17 protein-coding genes and 3 pseudogenes are annotated in these 18,255 nt (G+C 40.3%); 8 read left to right on the top strand and 12 right to left on the bottom strand.

All coding sequences use genetic code 11. The annotated features are described in order from the left end of the window. Positions 1 to 60: 60 nt before the first annotated feature. From ACFFRD_RS06220 to ACFFRD_RS06260, 9 genes and pseudogenes are all read right to left on the bottom strand, one after another. Positions 61 to 549 (bottom strand): DUF3368 domain-containing protein, encoded by a 489-nt coding sequence (locus tag ACFFRD_RS06220; RefSeq protein ID WP_392480814.1) that lies wholly within the window; start codon positions 547 to 549, stop codon positions 61 to 63. Next, positions 546 to 791 carry a UPF0175 family protein gene (locus ACFFRD_RS06225; RefSeq protein ID WP_392480815.1) on the bottom strand — a complete coding sequence of 82 codons (246 nt, stop codon included), beginning with the start codon at positions 789 to 791 and terminating at the stop codon, positions 546 to 548. The genes ACFFRD_RS06220 and ACFFRD_RS06225 overlap by 4 nt, the downstream gene beginning before the upstream one ends. A 753-nt stretch (positions 792 to 1,544) precedes the next feature. Continuing rightward, a complete protein-coding gene (locus ACFFRD_RS06230; protein WP_392480816.1) occupies positions 1,545 to 1,751 on the bottom strand; it encodes a hypothetical protein in 207 nt (68 codons plus the stop codon). A gap of 143 nt (positions 1,752 to 1,894) precedes the next feature. Continuing rightward, positions 1,895 to 2,061 (bottom strand): annotated as a pseudogene (locus ACFFRD_RS06235) (ISKra4 family transposase); the annotation flags it as partial. Positions 2,062 to 2,366: 305 nt separating this feature from the next. Continuing rightward, positions 2,367 to 3,275: a transposase family protein gene (locus tag ACFFRD_RS06240; protein ID WP_392480817.1), complete on the bottom strand. Its 909-nt coding sequence runs from the start codon at positions 3,273 to 3,275 to the stop codon at positions 2,367 to 2,369. A 245-nt stretch (positions 3,276 to 3,520) separates the two neighbouring features. Then, positions 3,521 to 4,207 (bottom strand): SAM-dependent methyltransferase, encoded by a 687-nt coding sequence (locus ACFFRD_RS06245; RefSeq protein ID WP_392480818.1) that lies wholly within the window; start codon positions 4,205 to 4,207, stop codon positions 3,521 to 3,523. Positions 4,208 to 4,253: 46 nt separating this feature from the next. Then, complete coding sequence (locus ACFFRD_RS06250) at positions 4,254 to 4,799, bottom strand: dual specificity protein phosphatase family protein (protein ID WP_392483257.1); 546 nt, start codon at positions 4,797 to 4,799, stop codon at positions 4,254 to 4,256. A gap of 24 nt (positions 4,800 to 4,823) precedes the next feature. Then, entirely contained in the window at positions 4,824 to 6,911 is a 2,088-nt protein-coding gene (locus ACFFRD_RS06255; protein WP_392480819.1) for a 5'-nucleotidase C-terminal domain-containing protein, read from the bottom strand. A gap of 27 nt (positions 6,912 to 6,938) precedes the next feature. After that, positions 6,939 to 8,012 (bottom strand): sulfonate ABC transporter substrate-binding protein, encoded by a 1,074-nt coding sequence (locus ACFFRD_RS06260; RefSeq protein WP_392480820.1) that lies wholly within the window; start codon positions 8,010 to 8,012, stop codon positions 6,939 to 6,941. 211 nt (positions 8,013 to 8,223) lie between these two features. Between ACFFRD_RS06260 and ACFFRD_RS06265 the strand changes: the two genes are divergently transcribed. Both ACFFRD_RS06265 and ACFFRD_RS06270 read left to right on the top strand, forming a co-directional pair. Further along, complete coding sequence (locus tag ACFFRD_RS06265; protein ID WP_392480821.1) at positions 8,224 to 8,946, top strand: class I SAM-dependent DNA methyltransferase; 723 nt, start codon at positions 8,224 to 8,226, stop codon at positions 8,944 to 8,946. Between the two features lie 386 nt (positions 8,947 to 9,332). After that, complete coding sequence (locus tag ACFFRD_RS06270; protein ID WP_114085223.1) at positions 9,333 to 9,692, top strand: VOC family protein; 360 nt, start codon at positions 9,333 to 9,335, stop codon at positions 9,690 to 9,692. Between the two features lie 160 nt (positions 9,693 to 9,852). Here ACFFRD_RS06270 and ACFFRD_RS06275 read toward each other — a convergent pair. Continuing rightward, positions 9,853 to 10,044: pseudogene (locus ACFFRD_RS06275) on the bottom strand (hypothetical protein); the annotation flags it as partial. A 54-nt stretch (positions 10,045 to 10,098) separates the two neighbouring features. On the opposite strand from ACFFRD_RS06275, the gene ACFFRD_RS06280 reads away from it, so the two are divergent. The 6 genes from ACFFRD_RS06280 to ACFFRD_RS06305 all read left to right on the top strand — a co-directional run bounded on the left by ACFFRD_RS06280 (position 10,099) and on the right by ACFFRD_RS06305 (position 15,112). Next, positions 10,099 to 10,305, top strand: a complete 207-nt coding sequence (locus ACFFRD_RS06280) for a type II toxin-antitoxin system HicB family antitoxin (RefSeq protein ID WP_114085253.1) — start codon at positions 10,099 to 10,101, stop codon at positions 10,303 to 10,305. Continuing rightward, the gene (locus ACFFRD_RS06285; RefSeq protein WP_392480822.1) at positions 10,302 to 10,514 is read left to right on the top strand and encodes a type II toxin-antitoxin system HicA family toxin; all 213 of its coding nucleotides are present in this window, start codon (positions 10,302 to 10,304) and stop codon (positions 10,512 to 10,514) included. The genes ACFFRD_RS06280 and ACFFRD_RS06285 overlap by 4 nt, the downstream gene beginning before the upstream one ends. Positions 10,515 to 10,701: 187 nt before the next feature. Beyond that, complete coding sequence (locus ACFFRD_RS06290) at positions 10,702 to 10,938, top strand: hypothetical protein (RefSeq protein ID WP_392480823.1); 237 nt, start codon at positions 10,702 to 10,704, stop codon at positions 10,936 to 10,938. Positions 10,939 to 11,609: 671 nt separating this feature from the next. Continuing rightward, on the top strand, positions 11,610 to 13,061 hold the full coding sequence (locus ACFFRD_RS06295; protein ID WP_190936988.1) for a glycoside hydrolase 100 family protein: 1,452 nt from the start codon (positions 11,610 to 11,612) through the stop codon (positions 13,059 to 13,061). A 65-nt stretch (positions 13,062 to 13,126) separates the two neighbouring features. Continuing rightward, entirely contained in the window at positions 13,127 to 14,632 is a 1,506-nt protein-coding gene (locus tag ACFFRD_RS06300) for a 16S rRNA (cytosine(967)-C(5))-methyltransferase (protein ID WP_392480824.1), read from the top strand. A 57-nt stretch (positions 14,633 to 14,689) separates the two neighbouring features. Further along, positions 14,690 to 15,112, top strand: a complete 423-nt coding sequence (locus ACFFRD_RS06305; protein WP_012410962.1) for a TerB family tellurite resistance protein — start codon at positions 14,690 to 14,692, stop codon at positions 15,110 to 15,112. Positions 15,113 to 15,166: 54 nt separating this feature from the next. Here the strand turns inward: ACFFRD_RS06305 and psb35 are convergent, their stop codons facing one another. After that, the gene (psb35, locus tag ACFFRD_RS06310) at positions 15,167 to 15,394 is read right to left on the bottom strand and encodes a photosystem II assembly protein Psb35 (protein ID WP_114085228.1); all 228 of its coding nucleotides are present in this window, start codon (positions 15,392 to 15,394) and stop codon (positions 15,167 to 15,169) included. Between the two features lie 271 nt (positions 15,395 to 15,665). Continuing rightward, positions 15,666 to 17,935: pseudogene (locus ACFFRD_RS06315) on the bottom strand (transglycosylase domain-containing protein). Positions 17,936 to 18,255 lie beyond the last annotated feature (320 nt).

Here is an 18,255-nt window from a genome sequence, read left to right on the forward strand (position 1 = left end):
TTAATAGGTAAAAATTTTCAGAATGCCTACTGCTGCCCAGCTAGAGAGTCTATGCCGCATTTAATTTTCATCAACAAGCTGCAAAACCCTCTTGTATAAAGGTTCCGCCACCCAAAATCCTGCTTGGTTAATCAGAGCATCTAACAAAGGTTTCACAGCAGAAATCAGCCTTTGACTTTTAGCTTCAACCAAAATCCCTAAAATCCCTGTGTAACCAAGATTTAGCCTAGCTGCAACCATGCGACCACGACGTTCATCAATTAAAACTTGATCTGCTTTCATTTCCAGCGCTAGAGCGATGGCTTCAGCTTCACCAATATCCAGTTCATTGCTGAGTGCTTCAAGCAATGTTCGATCTTGAACTGGACAAGTTTGAATCCAAATAAAAGTTTGAACTTCAATTGCACCTGCCACTGGAAAGTTGGGATCAGTTAGTTCTTGGTAGACAGCTTCAGGAATTAGGACTGTTCCGTAAAGCTGTTGTAGTAAATGAAGATGGTTAATGGCGGCGAGGTTATTAATGGGTGAAGTATCACTGACAATGATCACAGTCTACCCATCGCCCGTAAGTTTTCTATATCTTGGTCAAAATCCTCGACCCCATAATGCACTGAAATTTGACGACTTGCGAGTAGATGCTGAAATGCTATACGATTCATGCCTGCAAATCGGCTGGCTTGAGCAAGGGTTAACTTTTCTTTTTGAAAGAGCATCACCGCAATTTCCTGCTTCATTTCGCTTTCAGTCATCCGAGTTGCGGTTAATATTTCATTAGGAATGACGACGTTCATAATTATAATCCTCTTTATCACTACTATTCTAAGCAGCTTGGGCATCGCCAAGTGATAATCAGGTAAATAAACCGAACCGTATCCTTTTTATAAATCTTGTTCATGTCATAATGTAACGCTTTGTTCTGGTTTGGGAACCCTAAGAATAATACTTGAGTCCTGAATACAGTCTACATAGCAATAAAGGATGTTCTTGCAAGTGACTATTAAGAGTATTCAGCAAGGATTAAAAGACTTTGAAGCGGGTAGATTCCGTTCATTTGATGATTTTGCTGACGAGCAGCATCGCAAGTATAATCTGCTAGCCGATTCATGAAATACCACATTGATATTCTAGTGTTGCTCAAGCAGAGCATATTAAACATATACCAACAAAGCGATCGCATCTAGTGGTTTTGAGAGCGATCGCCTTGCCAAAATTTTCTTTAATTATTTGATTTATATTTTTCAATATCCTCAGATTAATAAAAAGCGTTGAGTTGCATATCTAATTTTAGTCCAGATTTAGCTCATGTCTATCTGTAAAAAATTACCCATTTCCCTTTACTCAATCTCATCGCCTATTAAAAAAAGTGGATGCTAATGATAGCTTCCACTTTTCTCTTTCATTTCATTAATTTCATGATTTTGGAAAACATACATTACAGACTAATACAATTCTCTCAAAAAATAATTGATAGTGAGTGAATTATATCAATATTGTTCCTATATGAATTCCAAAGCTTTACCTATGCTATTTCTAGTCATGGTTTACTATTGGTCAAGCCTAAAACCTAAAACTAGGATGGGAATTTGATCCCCATCAGCAGTGGTCAGATTCCCGGTGATTCTAATATCAGGATTACCTCGCATATCACGAGCAATTCGCCTTCTTGAAAATAATTGTCCTCCAGACAGAAGTTGCTGTTGGTCTGAAGGTATCTCCACAAATAACTCTTGTTGTTTGGCTATAATTGACATAATTACCTCACTTACGTACATAGGTATTCAATACCTATATCATTATTTATAAGGATATTTATTTGAAATTAAATTATCCAAAAGTAATAATTTTGAAACCTATATATACATTTATTTTTTCATCTAAAAGCATTAGGGCACATCTAGCGGTTAGGGGATGGCAAAGTAGAATCTGGAAATAAGTTATCAAAAACGTCCATTCACCCAAGCTAGTCGTAAATATAACAAATGATTAAAACCGGACTCACTCCACCGCATTCCAACACCTTTAAATGTTGGCGTTCATCAACCATTTACAAGCACTTTCAACTCATGCCACTTCCCAAAAGCAAATTCTACTCAGTAGAAGATTAACCGGTGCAGGTATCTGTTATGGCGTTCACGAAGTGACTCCGCAAGAGTATCGCTCATCGCAGTAAAGTATACTGGCCATAAATAGACTTATCCGTAAATCTGAAGTGCTTGCTATACAATGGTTTTAGCGATTTTAATGGATTGCGATCGCAAGCGCTTTGTAGACGCAACAATAAGGCTTTAGGGGAATTAATCAAGCTAATTTATCAGTTAGCAAGGAAAAGATAGAAAGAGTGAAGTTTTATTCTCTCCCCGATAAACTCAATTATCAACAGATAAAAACCATGAACAATTAAGTCGCAATCTCACAAGTCCACATACTGCCATTATTACCTGATTATAGCGATGACGAGATAAACGAAATTTCTCACTCGCTACTCGAAATATTTTCACTCGACATATCATGTGTTCGACACCAATTCTCCGTGAAGATAATTGTTTATTCTCTTCTTTTTGTAGTTGTGAAATCTCTGATTTTTTTGGTTTTTTATATGGTGTAGTAATTGCATTATTTCCGATATAGGCTTTGTCACCAATAAACTTTTGTTCAACATTGAATTTATGCCGTGTTTCTCGAAATAAACCTATATCGCTTGTTTTACCTAATTTACCAACATATACATCAACAATATCTTCTCCCTTTGGCAGCACAATAAACTGATTTTTTAGAGTGTGCATTTTTTTCTTACCAGAATAATATTGTTTCTGGTTTTGGTAGTCCATAGGTCTTTCTATGGCTTGCTCTGCGCTATCTACAATTAATTCGTATTCACCAAGTATTTTACGTAAATCTTGATACTTTTTGTTATCTTTTTCTACTTCTTCTATTTGAGAAGCTGGTAAAACTTCTCTTAAAATTTCTACCCAATAATTAAATGTGTCATTAGCTTTTGTTTTGGAAATGTCAAAGAGTAAACCTAATATTTCAAAAATTGGTTTTTGTCTAAGATAAATTAGGCATAAGCAGATCCCCTCTTTTGAAGATATCTCCGGTTTTCGTCCACCCCCGGGGGCGATAATACGAGTTTTATTTCTTTCGATTTCTGCGCGTTTTTCTAAATGGCATTTTTCCGCTAAACTTACTAATGCTAAAAATTGCTCATAATCAATACCAATTAATCGCTTTGCTTCTTGCGGATGTGATTCAATTCTTGCCAGAGGACTTGTCATTATTCAATATACATATTTCTTAATTATTGTTTGATTATCCCACAAAGATTATATTAAGGATAGGTCTAATACAACTTGGTAACAGCGACACCGATGTCCATTTCTGGTAGAAATGCCACATAATAATGCTGATTGTAGTGAGCGGTGCGATCGCATTAAAAATTATTGAATCATTGAACGCTTGTTGACAAAATCCTTCTTAGTAATCAGAATATGATTACTGAAAATTACGAATTATGAATTTTCTAAACATCTCTGGTTATCTTCAACATTTTATTTCCACCAGGCTGTAGCTCATATTCAACATTTTCAATATCGATTTTGTAACCCATTGAAGTGTAATGTTTTACTATTTCATCTAAATGTTGAGAATGTTTCCACATTAAAGTTATCAGGGGAAATATTCTGATTTCTTTAGCAATACGTAGCATTTCACCTATAGAATTTAGGTGAAAGTTATAATCAAGATGGTCTGAATATAAAAACAATAAATGTGAACACAGGGCTATATCAAACTCTTGATCTTTAAATTCTAATTTTGGAAACTCATCGACTATGTATCTGTTACTTTTTTTGCCATTTTCATAATCAGACAGAAATTCTTTAATAACTTTGACTCGATTGTGTCGCAAATCATCTGGAGATTTATGATAGCCCCATACCCAATCTTTCGATGTAGCCTTGACTTGGTTAATGATGTTATCTACCACTTCATTAAATCGTTGCAATATCTCATCACCAGAAAATTGGTATAGTGGATCAACCGAAACTACACTTTTACCCTGACCTGTCATTTCTGCATTAAAGCTTGCCGGGCCATCCCCAATTCCAATAATTTTTTTATTTAAATCTGCGTCTGTTAAATTGAATATTTTTATATATTCATCCATTGATCTCCCAAAAGGAACTACTTTATCTAGAACCATTGCCATAGAATTTACCTCGCCAAGAGACTGATTAAACAGGATGATAGCAAAATCAAAATACTTTATGTATTGCTAGACGGCAATCATTTAGAAGCAAGTCAAGTTCTTTTACAACTCTCAACGGATTTCTACCTCTAAACACAGCAGCTAATGCAGCTTCATAAGGATTTCTACCTGTTTTCTTGACAGCAGCGATCGCAGCTTGATTTGATAATCCTCGGACACTAACTAGCCATGCCGCTAATACATGTCCAGTACGTCCAATTCCACCAGAGCAGTGTACAACTACCTTCTGATTTTGTTTATCTGCTTCTATTAAGAAAGGAAGTATTTTCTGTGTGAGGGTTTCTAAATCAGATAGATGGAAATCTACAATTGGTGCCCAACATACTAGCTGATTACCAAATTCCTGTTTGTAGCTATCCAGAAGATTAGAGTAATGAGCTAGTTGTTGATTGGGAAGAAGGCAACAAACTCGCTTAATATTTTGGGATTTCATGAATTGTATCCAATCGAGAACCTGTTTATTAGTGTATCCAGGCCGCGCAGCACCAAATACTATTTGCTCGTTCTCCCAAGCCGGGGCAAACTTATACATCTTTAAGTAGATAGGCACAAATAATTAATCTGATAACACCACATCTTTACGCAATTTGAGATTTTGAATGCGAGTATCTTCTGCGGGTGGCACATCCCTTTGAGAAAAGGGAATCTGCTTAAAGTTAGCAGCCAGATATTCGGCTAATGTATCTTGCTCGGAACCATCAGCAGCAAAGGTGGCTAAACCTGTGCGTTTGCTCTTATCAGCATCTTTTGATGTCAAATCAACCCGTTCTGTTTTCGGAAAAGGATAGCCATCACCACCAGTTGCGAGGAAGTTGAGGGTAACAGTGCGGAAGATCCGATTAGGATCACCCACTAACTCGGCATTTTTAACTACTACATCAATAATTTTGCCCTTCTCATCCTTGATAGCAAGGGATTTGACGCGCTTACCTGCTGGCAAATCTGGGTCAAAGCTAAAGGTTAATCCCGCTACTTGGGGAAAACTGCCAGGGGTAGCACTGGGTGCGATCGCTGCTACACTGTGTTCAATCACTGCCAGTAATTCTGTTGCACTCAGAGTAACTAAAGTCAAGCCATTGTTGAATCGTAGCGCATTGGTGATATCAAGTTGGGAAATTTCTTTTGCTTTCTTACCTGCTACAGGATTTGCTTGAGGTGGTAGTTTGATAACATCTTGTGAGCGAGTCGAACCTGGAGGAAAGGTGTAGATACCGATATTGTCACGGATACCACCGCCATTTTTGATGGAAATGACTGTCTTAGGATCGTATCGTTTAGCGATCGCTAAATTAGCTTCGGCTGTCAAATTCCCTAAATTGGTTTCTTGTGTACGGATATCACCGCGCCAGCCATTGAGAAAGACGTTGGTTTTCCCAAAAATTTTACCATCTTGGGCAATAATCACTTTTTGAAGTGCCTCTGTAATGACGACAATTTTAGGATCAGGTTTCCCACCGACAGTTGCTACACCTTTAGAATCAGTCGCATAAGCACCACTGATTTTGGAGTCAATACTCAACGGAATAATCACTCCATTGGCATCAAAGTTAACTACTAGACGACCAACATAACGATAGTTTCCATCGGTATTAACTACGGCTATCGGATTACCATCTGCTGCTTTTGTGAGGATTGGATAAGTTCCAGCAGATTTATCACCGACTCGTAGACGGTCTGTTTTGTCGGCTAGTAAGGTATTAGAACCACCAGCAACAACAATATCTACTCCTTTGAGTAATTTTGCTAGCTTTTGCTCAATAGCAATTTGCTGCATGTGCGCCAACAGAATAACTTTATTAATATCTGGGTTTTTTGTCAGCAGTGCATCGACAGAAGTTTGAATTTCAGCAGCTAAGGCGGCGATGTCTGCGGCATTACGATCGTTAAATTCTTTAGGCAACACAGTCACACCACCGGGAGAAGAAATAGTCCGCATAGTGGGAGTTGTCGCCCCAACTACACCAATTTTTTCACCATTGAGGGTAATGATGGTACTACGGGCAATTTTATTAGGAATTTTACTTGCCTCTTGTCCATCAGCAGTAACTAATTTTGCCAGGTCTTTATCAGTGCTGAAGTCTAGATTTGTGCTGAGATAAGGAAAATTTGTACCTGGGTAATCTTTTTTAGCACCGAGTAAATCGGCAACAACACCCGTACCTAAGTCAAATTCGTGATTACCAAAGGCGATCGCACCAAACCCTAGAGCATTTAAAATTAAAATATCTCCTCTTCCCTGTCCACCAAAAACTGGATCACTAGCAAATAAGAAGGGACTGGGAATATAGGCATCTCCAGATGAAAGGATTAAGGTATTAGGATAATCAGGCTTACCGTCACGATTAGCATCCTGATTTTTGAGTGCATTCAACACTGCCGAAAAGTTTGGTGCATCCTTCAGTGCTGGAACACCTGCTTCTTGGTCGGAAGTATGTAAAAGTTGCAGTGTGAATCCCGGTTTAGGTGTTGTTCTGACTTGTGCTACACCAATACTAGTTCCCAGAGAGAATAATATACCAAATATAACTAACGAACTTAACCGGTTAGTACTTAAATTTAGGCTATTAAGCTTACCGAAAAATCTATTTTTGGAATTTAACAAAGGCATAATAACTTTTAAACGTGTTATGTTAACTTGTAACATTATTCGGAATTCAAAAATCATTATTTATTAATTATTCACTTTTCCCTGCCAAACAATTTCCTTAACTTTGATTTCTTTCGGGATCAACTTAATTTTGTAGAAGGTATCTGCAATCTCTTGTTGTTTAGTAATCACTTCATCTGTGAGCGGAAGTACATCATATTCACGCCGCTTTTCTGCTATTTCTAACACAGGAGCATCTATACCCAAAGCAGGGGAAAGAAGTTTAGCAACTTCAGTAGGATTATTCTTTGCCCAGTTACTAACTTGCTTCACCCCATCCAGAACTATTTTTAAAGCATCCGGCTTGGCATCAACAAAAGATTTTGCAGCTAGATAATAACCACGATTGGGAGCTAATCCCGTCGCGTCTGCTAAAATGCGTGCGCCTGTTGCTGCTTCTGCTGCGGCTAAATATGGGTCCCAAATTGCCCAAGCATCAACCTTTTTTCCTTCAAAGGCAGCACGAGCATCGGCGGGTGGGAGAGTTGCTGGCTGGATGTCACTGTACTGTACCCCTGCTTTTTCGAGTGCTTTAACCAATAGGTAGTTAGCATTAGAACCTTTGGCAAAAGCAACTTTTTTGCCCTTGAGTTCAGCCACACTTTTAATAGGTGAATCCTTGGGTACTACGATGGCTTCGGCTTTCGGACTCCAAGGATCGTAGGCAACATAAACTAGAGGAATACCCCCAGCTTGGGCAAATATTGGTGGTGATTCTCCGGTATAGCCAAAATCAATGCTACCTGCATTCAATGCTTCTAGCATTGGAGGCCCAGCCGGAAATTCTGACCAAGTTACGGAAGATCCTGAAGTTGCAAAGGCTTTTTCTAATTCTCCTCTCGCTTTCAGTGCATAGAGGACAGTTGACGCTTTCTGGTAGCCTATACGAATTGTAGTGCCGCTAGCTACAGCGCTGGGGCTAGCGGTTTGAGTTGTTCCATTGTTACTTGTGCTTGGAGAGCAAGCAGAGATAGCCAAAGTTAAGCTAAGTCCCAATGCAAATAATAGGGAAAAGGTGTGGATTCTTTGCTGTTTGAACCTTTGGAGGAAGGCAAAAGCCATACCCAAAAATCGACTTGAAGAGAACTTAGTAAACATCTTCATTCTGCTTTCAGGGGTAAATAAATATCAGATTTCAGCTACTTAACAGTGAATCTACGATAAGTTTATTGATTCACCGTATTATTATGTAATGATAAAAATACCACATAATTACAGATGAAATGCAAGTTTATTCATTGAAGAAAAAAATCTTACTGAAAGTCATAGCAATGTCAAATATAAATTCAATCGGATCAGAAAGGACGCGATGACAGATAATATTCTTCAACAACAGATTGAGTACTATCGCGCTAGAGCCAATGAATATGATGAGTGGTTCTATAGGAAAGGACGCTACGATCGCAGTTCCGAAATAAACCAGCGCTGGTTTAATGAACTAGCTGTGATAAAAAATACATTACATCAAATTGGTTTGATGGATGATATTTTGGAGTTAGCATCTGGAACAGGTATCTGGACGCAGGAGCTTTTAAGGATCGGTAAAAAGATTACTGCGATCGATGCCTCTGAAGAAATGATTGCAATTAATCGCTCGAAGTTAAATTCACTGAGTGTTGAATATCACCTAATTGATTTATTTACTTGGCAACCTGACACTGAATATGATTTGGTGTTCTTCGCCTTTTGGCTATCTCATGTGCCACCAAAATTACTCGATTCTTTTTTGACGAAAGTCTACCAATCTGTTCGCCTTGGTGGGGAAGTATTTATCATTGACTCTAAATTTGAACCGACATCCACAGCTAACAATCATATCCTTGAAGACGACGGAAACATATATAAAACTCGTAAATTAAATGATGGTCAAGAATTTCAGATTGTCAAAATTTTTTATCAGCCAGATGAACTTAAGGATAAGCTAAAAAAAGCAGGCTTTCAGGCTGAGGTAAAAGTGACAGATAATTATTTTATCTACGCACAGGGAAAAAAATTTGAAACAATTCGTAATTCGGAATCTGTAATTATTTAAACTACACCTGATGTATTACTAATTTAGTACCGTTTATATACTATGGGAGCGTCAGACATATTTTTTCTTGTAGAGATATTAATTCAAGATGGCATCAGAAAACATCTTCCTGCTATTTTCTCTGACATACTCCTCAAACTAGGTACTGTTGCAAAATCTATGTATATATATTGGTTCTAGCTATACAGATGACTTATGTGGGGCTAAAGGAGTAGAAATGAAATGTATTTTGATTAACTGCGAACAACATTATCAAGAGCTAGATGAACAGAAAGTTGAAGACCTTTTTCAAGTTGAAGATAGACTATTTCTTGATCAATCTTAGTTAACTATGATTGCTGAGTAAGCAAAACAAAATCCATTAGCTGCCTAATAGACAGTTTGCAATGCAAATTCTTAAAGTATTAACCAGAGTCTATCTTAGTCCAGTAGACTTGGATGAGGCGATCGCTTTCTATGAAAACCTTTTTACAGAAAAATGTTGGTTGTGGTTTCAATATTCCGAGTCTGAGTTGGAACTCGCAAGTGTGGGTTCTATTCTTTTAATTGCTGGTTCGGCAGAAGCACTCTCTCCATTCAAGAGTACACACGCAACATTTCTTGTGGACTCACTCAATGATTTTAAAGAAGCACTTATTCAGCAGGGTGCAGTGATTCTGGCGGAACCGAACAAAGTTACCACTGGAGCGAATATGCGAGCGATGCATCCTGATGGAACTATTATTGAGTATCTTGAGTTTGGATAATGGCATGGAAGGTTTCTAGTTGATGTGATATTAAGTAAGTGATTGATACTCATTGATTCCACAAAATCTTCGTGTTATGGAAAGTGCTTAGTTTACCGCCGTAGGCATCACACCAAAATATTATTGATATTTCTGTGGAAGAATTTGCTTGGTAAGCTTTTTTTGATTGCGTGTGAGTTTCTTCTTCAAGTTCGCCTATTTGCTTATTAACAAAAGCGCAAACTTACCTGACATAGAGAATATAGTATGTATTGCATAGTCCACATTTGCTACAGAGTTCTTTCGTAGGGCAGTGGCTGCTAGGTTTTAAGGCTCTGGCTTTTTTGTGCCTGCTAGAATCAATTGAGGTCATATAAATTTTTTGTTTTATCCAGGAATCGCTTTTATTACAATCACTGGCTTACCTATGAACTTCACGATAGAGATTGAACAAGAAGAGGATGGACGCTTTCTGGCTGAAGTGATTGGTTTTCCTGGTGTACTGGCTTACGGTCAGACACCAGAAGAAGCAGTTGCTAGAGTTCAAGCATTAGCTCTACGTGTGTTAGCAGATAAGCTGGAACATGGAGAAGTAACTCCAGAGCTAGTCAGCGTTTCATTTGCCGCAGCATGAGTGAGTGGTCTAGCACAAAGGCAAAGCGTGTCCTAGCTGCTTTGCTACGTATTGGTTGGGAGATTAAACGCCAGTCAGGTTCACATAAAATTCTGACACATCCTGATTGGGCTGATTTTGTGTTTGCCTTTCATGATGGTCAAGAGATTGGGCCTCGGATGTTAGCAAGAATTGCTAAAGTGACAGGTTTAACACCTGAAGATTTATGATAACAGTTTGAATTTTATATAAATAAGCTTGGTAAATTTAAGTATTTTGACTTTTTTTAGTTTACAAGAAGTTAATTCAAAATTTAAGCTCTAAAACAGGCGCAGCGTTTATCGCAGGCGGAACCCTAGCAGGTACTGGCGTTTCTGCAACTGTAGGCGGGAATACACGGGAAAAGTAAAACGCACCTTGAATGGACACTCAGATGCAGTTTTGTCTGTCACCATAAGTCCCGATGGTAAAATCCTTAGAAGTGGTAGCGCCGATCAGACTATTAGGCTTTGGGATTTAAAAACTTGGGAACAATGGTGGGAAATATTAGGCGTAAATCAGAGTGATAATGCCAACGTTATTAAACTTGCGTATCTTCGATTAGCAAGACAATATCATTCTGATGTCAACAGTTCTGCATCGCAAAAGCTTTAATGCAAACAATTAATCAAGCTTTTGATACTTTCAGGTCTAAAGATGCTGAGATTATTTAATTAACGAGCCAAGCTACTCCGTGTCTATACACCTCTCTGTGAGACTTAATTACTTTTATAAACAGCCCATGTCATCTGCCAGTAGGGTAAAAAATTTAACCCTTCAGAAGTATTGACATTTTAAATTTTTCAAGAATCCATCTTGCATATTCTGGAAAAAAGTTATAAATTATTATTCTATAGGGGAATAATCTGACCTCTTAGTGTCAAAAACTAATCCTGCTCAAGTAAATATACTGCGACCAGTTTTAACTTCACACAAACCATAAGCAGCGCTGAAGATATATTTTTGTTTGGTAAAGCAAAGCTTCTGGACAAGAAACAGAACAATAAATAATCTAAAAATATATCTTGTGTGACTGTTTGAAGAATTATATTACTACTCTGGGTGAATAAAAACAACTATAATTCACCAATGCAGTAATCGATTATAGGGCAATTAACTAATAATAAGGCTGTAAAAATTTCAGCAGATTTATTTATTGTTAGTTGATTAACTTTCTCCAAATCATGCTATTCAAAGAATCGTTTTTGTTATGCTGAGAATAGCAAAAATAAGGAATGAAGACGCATCTACCACAAATTCACAACCCGAATGGAGTTATTCTGGCGATGCACCTAAACGAATTGGAAACTACTGAAAATTTAAAAGAAGTAGAAGAAGCGTGGCTAACACTAGAAAAATCAATTCTCTATTATCAAGGCCGCCCCGTTGGTACTGTAGCCGCTTATGATGCATCTGTAGAGGCTCTCAATTATGACCAGTGCTTTGTTCGGGATTTTGTCTCTTCAGCTCTAATTTTTCTGATCAAAGGTAGAACAGATATTGTTCGTAATTTCTTAGAAGAAACCTTAAAGTTACAGCCTAAAGAAAAGGCATTAGATGCCTATAAGCCTGGACGAGGATTAATACCAGCTAGCTTCAAAGTTGTATCAGACAATGGGCAAGAATATCTAGAAGCAGACTTTGGTGAACATGCGATCGCTAGAGTTACACCTGTTGATTCTTGCCTATGGTGGATTATTTTGTTACGTGCCTATGTAGTCGCCACTGAAGATTTTTCTCTGGCTTATCAACCTGAATTCCAAAATGGCATCAGGTTAATCATGGAAATCTGCTTGGCAAATCGCTTTGATATGTACCCAACGCTGTTGGTTCCAGATGGTGCTTGTATGATTGACCGTCGTATGGGCATTTATGGGCATCCTTTAGAATTGCAAGTTCTTTTTTACACGGCATTGCGTGCATCTCGTGAACTGCTAATTTGTCAAGGGAATTCCGATATTGTGGCAGCCATTGATAACAGGTTGCCTCTTTTATGCGCTCATATTCGCCAGCATTATTGGATAGATATTAATCGCCTGAATGAAATTTATCGCTTCAAAAGTGAAGAATATGGTAAAGGTGCTGTGAATCTGTTCAATATATATGTAGATTCTGTTCCCTATTATGAATTAGATAAGTGGTTGCCAAAAAAAGGTGGCTATCTAGCGGGTAATGTCGGGCCGTCGCAGCTAGATACTCGCTTCTTTTCACTCGGAAACTTAATGGCGATTATTTCAGACTTAGCCACCGAAGAACAGTCACAAGCAATTATGACTCTCATTGAGGATCGATGGGATGATTTGGTGGGAGATATGCCGATGAAAATTTGTTTCCCAGCTTTAGAACATGAAGAATACAGAATTGTAACTGGATGTGACCCCAAAAATATCCCTTGGTCGTATCATAATGCTGGTAGTTGGCCAGTTTTAATGTGGATGTTGGCAGCCGCGGCTGTGAAAACTAACAAAATAAGTCTTGCACAAAAGGCTATTCAAACTGCCCAAGGACGGCTCAGTACAGATCAATGGCCAGAATATTACGACGGTAAGAAAGGGCGACTGATTGGGAAACAAGCTAGGAAATATCAAACTTGGACAATTACTGGGTTCTTATTGGCGAAAGAACTGATGGCAAACCCCACTTATTTACCATTAATCAGCTTTGGTAAATTACCAGCAGAACAGGTTTCTAGAGCATGTGAGTTTGAAATCGCTAGTGTAGACCCGTATATGCAATAATTCGTAATTCGTAAAGAGTTGGGAGTTAGAATACAAAAGCTTCCTGACTCCTGATTCATGTTTCCATGACAAACCCCCGTCAACTAGCTTTTATCACCCTGCGAGATGTTCATAAGGGGGCTTATGCTGATGTTGCCCTAGATAGAGTACTGCAAAAAGTTAATTTGCCCGATCACGATCGCCGCTTGGTGACAGAATTGGTTTATGGGAGCGTCAGAAGGCAGCGCACTCTTGATACTCTCATAGATCAATTTGCCAAAAAGAAATCTCACCAACAACCCCCAGACCTCCGCACCATCTTACACTTGGGTTTCTACCAGCTGCGCTATCAAGAGCGTATTCCCGCCTCTGCTGCTGTTAATACCACTGTCCAACTCGCTAAAGAAAATGGTTTTTCTGGACTTACGGGTTTTGTTAACGGTCTATTACGCCAGTATCTTAGAAAAGCAGAGGGGCAAGGGGGCAGAGGGACAGAGGAGCAGAGGAGCAGGGGAGCAGGGGAGCAGGGGAGCAGGGGGACAGGGGAGACAAGGGGACAAGGGGACAAGGGGACAAGGCAAATAATCAATCCTCAGTCCCCAATTCCCAGTTCCCAATGCCCAGTTCCCCACTTTGATCCGTTACAACTTCCAGAAAACCCAGTGGAACGCTTGGGCATTTTACACAGCTTTCCTGACTGGATTATTCAAATCTGGTTAGAACAACTGGGTTTGACCGAGACAGAACAACTGTGTGAATGGATGAACCAATCACCAACAATTGATTTACGTATCAACCCACTTTGCACTTCCATCGAAGAAGTTGAGGCGGCTTTGCAATCTGTTGGTCTTTTGGTAAGACGGATTCCTGATTTACCCCAAGCTTTACGATTTATTGGTAATACTGGATCAATTCAAAAACTACCTGGTTTTAAAGAAGGTTGGTGGACTGTACAAGATGCTAGCGCCCAATTGGTAAGTCATTTGCTCGACCCCCAACCAGGTGAGGTGGTAATTGATGCCTGTGCTGCACCAGGGGGTAAAACAACCCACATTGCTGAATTAATGGCAGATAGCGGGAAAATTTGGGCTTGCGATCGCACTTCTTCTCGTCTTCGCAAACTTCAAGAAAATTCTCAACGCCTAAATTTACAATCTATTCAAATTTACACTGGCGACAGCCGCCATTCCAACCAATTTCAAAACACCGCAGACCGCGTATTACTTGATGCTCCATGTTCCGGGTTAGGAACCATGCACCGTCATGCTGATGCTCGTTGGCGACAGACACCAGAATCTGTCCTGGAACTTTCGGTGCTGCAAAAAGAATTGTTAACACATACATCAACTTTTGTCAAAGCTGGTGGTGTACTAGTTTATGCCACCTGTACATTGCATCCAGCAGAAAACGAAGAAGTGATTTCGGCATTTTTAGCTGATTCACCTCATTGGCAAATTGAGCCTCCAAAGGGCATTAAGTTGGCTGCTTCTGCATATAGCACCCCTCAAGGTTGGTTTAAAGTCTGGCCCCACCAACAGGACATGGATGGCTTTTTTATGGTTCGCTTAAGAAAAACCAATAATTCCGAGTGAATACTGTTTGGGATTGTACGATTTGATGGTGGCCTGAATCTACCAGAGGAGGCAGCAATGGTTACACCTTCCAATGTCAAAAACTTAGTTAAAATCCTGATTGGAGCAGCCTGGATTGATGGCAGAATCCAGCCAGAAGAACGGCAATATCTCCGCGAAATAGCTCAAGCAAAAGGTTTGGCTAACGATCCAGAAATTAAGCCTTGGCTATACGAATTAGTTCCTGTACAGCCAAAAGAATGTTATGACTGGGTGCGGGAGTATTTAGGCGATCGCCCCAGCCTTGAAGATTGTGAAAATCTGATTGAAGCCATCAGTGGCTTAATTTATAGCGATGGCGAAGTCGCCGTCGAAGAAGCTAGACTCTTGACAGAATTGCAAGATATAGCGAAGCCAAATGATTCAACTCAACCGATTCAGACAAAACTTCTCAAACAAATTCAAAAGCTGTACCGTCGTTGGGTTGACGTACAAACCTAATCATAGTCAAAAGTTCATAGTCTAATGACTAATGACTAATGACTAATGACTAAATTATGACTTCGGTTTCCCCACACCCGGAGTTTCTTCTTTATCAACTTTAGGCACAAAATCAGGACGCTCTTTGCTTTCCCAACCTGCGGGGCGTTTCGAGTTGTACCAAGCTATTGAACCAATGCTTACAGCAGCAATAAAACCAACGACATACACCAAGGTGAAAGCAAAGGGAAAATGACCACCACCTGTTGCAACTGAATCTGCTGCCTGCATCAATATATGCATGAGTATATTCTCCAATGTTAAGTGACACTACTTGACACACTATAGAATGAGCGTATCACTTAACATCCTCCCCTAGTTTAGTTTGAGCAACTTCATATTGCATAAAAAAGGCAGAGGGGCAGGGGAGATGAGGGAGCAGGGGAGGCAGGGGAGCAAGGGGCAAGGGGGAGAATTCGTAACTCCTAACTCTTCACGGGCTAAACCTTAGCTATCCGCTAACGGAACTGTTTTGCCCAATGCCCAATGCCCAATGCCCAATGCCCACTCTTCATTAATTAGAAGGTCTAAGTCTTTCGCGCCAGGATGGTTGTGGCGATGAAGAACCAGAACTATTATTGTCGGGAGAGGAAGATCGGCGAGTTCTGGGAGGCGGGGGAGAATCAGATTCTACTCTTCTAGAGCGCCGCCGGGGAGTAGATGATTCTGAAGAAGAGTTACTAGAATTTGATTCTTCGCTGCGATCGCGCCTTCTCCGTCTTGGGGTATAGTTTGACTGCTGTTCTTCTTGAGAATAGCTCCTTCTCCTACGTCTCCTTGATGAACCACTCTCCTCAGAATTTCTAGCACTTTCTCCTTCTGAGTCATCATTAGATGAAATAGAACGATTCAGCACTTGTTTGGGCTTAATGGACTGGGCTTTGATAGTACCTTTGCGACCTTCTAACTTTGGCCGTTTGGGAAACTTTTCGACAGGCATCCCCTCTGCCGCTTTCTCCATAAATTCGTGCCAGGTGTAAGCGGCGCTGCCACTGCTGCCATAAGTGGGGCGGTTATCATCATTACCTAGCCATACCCCTGTCACCATTTGGGGGATGTAGCCAATAAACCACAAATCGCGAGCTTCATCGGAAGTACCTGTCTTGCCAGCAACTGGTCTCTCACCTAATTGGGCAGCAGCACCAGTCCCCTCTTCTACGACGTTACGTAGCATCCAAGTCATGATGGCGGCACTGTCAGCGTCAAGGGCGCGTTTAGATTTGAAATTAGCTGACCAGATTACCTTACCTTGGCGGTTGAGGATGCGGGTAATACCATGAGGTTCTGTGTGCAATCCCTGAGTTGCAAAACTGCCATAAGCGCTGGTCAACTCCAGTAGATTTACTTCATTTGAGCCGAGAGCCAAGGAGTAGGTGGGCTTGAGTTCAGATTTTATCCCCATATCATGGGCAAGTTTAATCGTCGGCGTAAATCCGACATCAATCAACACCTTCACCGCAATAATATTAATAGAGCGGGTGAGAGCATCTCGGATATTCATTGAACCCCGAAACCTTTCACTATAGTTTTTCGGTTCGTAGCCGTCTACTACAAAAGGTGCATCCTCGTAGCTATCGTAGGGGCTTTTACCGCTAGCGATCGCAGTGGCATATACAAACCCTTTAAATGTCGATCCTGGCTGCCGTTGTGCCTGGGTAACTCGATTAAACTGGTTTTTACCAAAGTCTTTTCCCCCAACCATTGCCTTAATTTCACCGCTTCGGGGGTCAATGGCAACCATTGCTGCTTGTTTAAAGTTCTCCCAGCGCCCTTGATTTCGCAGCGTTTTGGCAACCGCCTCTTCTGCCACTTTCTGCCAAGTCGGATTCAGCGTGGTTTCCACGACTAATCCCTCACTTGCCAACACTTTAGCAGGAACATACTTCGGCAATTCTTTTTGGATGTAGCTGGTAAAGTAGGGTGATTCTACTTGTACTCGCTTGGGTAAACTGCTTTTAAGGGTTAGTGGCTCTTGGAGTGCTGCTTGCCTTTGCTCTGGTGTAATAACTCCATCCTCTTGCATCCGTTGCAATACCAGATTTCTTCGCCGGATTGCCGCTTCGGGATTCTTGTCTGGGGCATATAAGCTAGGAGCAGGGGCTAATCCGGCGATCGTTGCCATTTCTGCAAGGGTAAGCTGGTCTGGGGATTTACTAAAGTATACCCAGGCGGCATCTGCCACACCATAAGCTCCACCTCCCAAATAAACCAGATTCAGGTAACGCTCTAGAATCTGATCTTTGGTTAATTCATGCTCCATTTTTTGTGCTAGGCGGACTTCCTTGAGTTTGCGCCAGATTGTCTGTTCTTGTTTCAAAAAGAGAATCCGCGTTAACTGTTGCGTGATGGTGCTACCACCTTCTACCACACCTTGCGATCGCAAATTATTCAAACCCGCCCTGACAATCCCTTGCGCGTCAAATCCGTTGTGTTGCCTAAATCTTCTATCTTCTGAGGCGATGAAAGCTTTTTTTAAATTATCTGGTATTTGTTCTAGCTTTAGCTGTTCTCTGGTAGCTTCACCTTGTTGTTGTAATATAGTTCCATCAGAGGCTTTGATCGTCAACGTTTGCTCTCTTAGCACGGCGTTTAACTCGGCCTGATCTGGCAAAGTGCGGTCTATTAGACTGATGCCATAGATCAAGGCAACTATCCCACCACCTACACCCAAGCCTGCCCAAAACCATAAGCGACGATAGAGTGGTTTACCGCCAGTTGCCTGATTGGTCTTCATCCTAGATGGTAAAATTTTCATTTGCTCAGTAACTGCCTCGCCTGTGCCATATATGCTCGTGGTAAGCTCTCATTTGTTCCTCCTTGTCCAGAGTCACTCAAGTTAGTTGGTCTTCGCTTGAACCAGGAGGTAAGCTTCCCCACGTCAGTTCCTCGCTCAAAGTAGTAACTATAATAACCACCATCAATCAGCTTTGGGGTTAGCACACCACCATTGTGTTAGTATAATATCCTATAAATAATTAACTAAATTCACCATAAAATAATGTTTTTTAGATTTGGTTAATTTAGTTTTGTAAACTTCTGGTCATTTTTGATAGCTATTGGAATACGCAAACTGTTGGCATTTTTTGGAACAAGTAAAGCGAAGT

This window comes from Nostoc sp. C110 (assembly GCF_043099725.1).
GTDB lineage: Bacteria > Cyanobacteriota > Cyanobacteriia > Cyanobacteriales > Nostocaceae > Nostoc > Nostoc muscorum_A.

Bases quoted from the DNA above. Each gene is read 5' to 3' on its own strand.
- ACFFRD_RS06255 (WP_392480819.1), bottom strand. From the start codon at position 6,911: ATGTTACAAGTTAACATAACACGTTTAAAAGTTATTATGCCTTTGTTA.
- ACFFRD_RS06250 (WP_392483257.1), bottom strand. From the start codon at position 4,799: ATGTATAAGTTTGCCCCGGCTTGGGAGAACGAGCAAATAGTATTTGGT.
- ACFFRD_RS06225 (WP_392480815.1), bottom strand. From the start codon at position 791: ATGAACGTCGTCATTCCTAATGAAATATTAACCGCAACTCGGATGACT.
- psb35 (WP_114085228.1), bottom strand. From the start codon at position 15,394: ATGCATATATTGATGCAGGCAGCAGATTCAGTTGCAACAGGTGGTGGT.
- ACFFRD_RS06265 (WP_392480821.1), top strand. From the start codon at position 8,224: ATGACAGATAATATTCTTCAACAACAGATTGAGTACTATCGCGCTAGA.
- ACFFRD_RS06230 (WP_392480816.1), bottom strand. From the start codon at position 1,751: ATGTCAATTATAGCCAAACAACAAGAGTTATTTGTGGAGATACCTTCA.
- ACFFRD_RS06305 (WP_012410962.1), top strand. From the start codon at position 14,690: ATGGTTACACCTTCCAATGTCAAAAACTTAGTTAAAATCCTGATTGGA.
- ACFFRD_RS06270 (WP_114085223.1), top strand. From the start codon at position 9,333: ATGCAAATTCTTAAAGTATTAACCAGAGTCTATCTTAGTCCAGTAGAC.
- ACFFRD_RS06245 (WP_392480818.1), bottom strand. From the start codon at position 4,207: ATGGCAATGGTTCTAGATAAAGTAGTTCCTTTTGGGAGATCAATGGAT.
- ACFFRD_RS06285 (WP_392480822.1), top strand. From the start codon at position 10,302: ATGAGTGAGTGGTCTAGCACAAAGGCAAAGCGTGTCCTAGCTGCTTTG.
- ACFFRD_RS06300 (WP_392480824.1), top strand. From the start codon at position 13,127: ATGACAAACCCCCGTCAACTAGCTTTTATCACCCTGCGAGATGTTCAT.
- ACFFRD_RS06280 (WP_114085253.1), top strand. From the start codon at position 10,099: ATGAACTTCACGATAGAGATTGAACAAGAAGAGGATGGACGCTTTCTG.
- ACFFRD_RS06295 (WP_190936988.1), top strand. From the start codon at position 11,610: ATGCACCTAAACGAATTGGAAACTACTGAAAATTTAAAAGAAGTAGAA.
- ACFFRD_RS06260 (WP_392480820.1), bottom strand. From the start codon at position 8,012: ATGTTTACTAAGTTCTCTTCAAGTCGATTTTTGGGTATGGCTTTTGCC.
- ACFFRD_RS06240 (WP_392480817.1), bottom strand. From the start codon at position 3,275: ATGACAAGTCCTCTGGCAAGAATTGAATCACATCCGCAAGAAGCAAAG.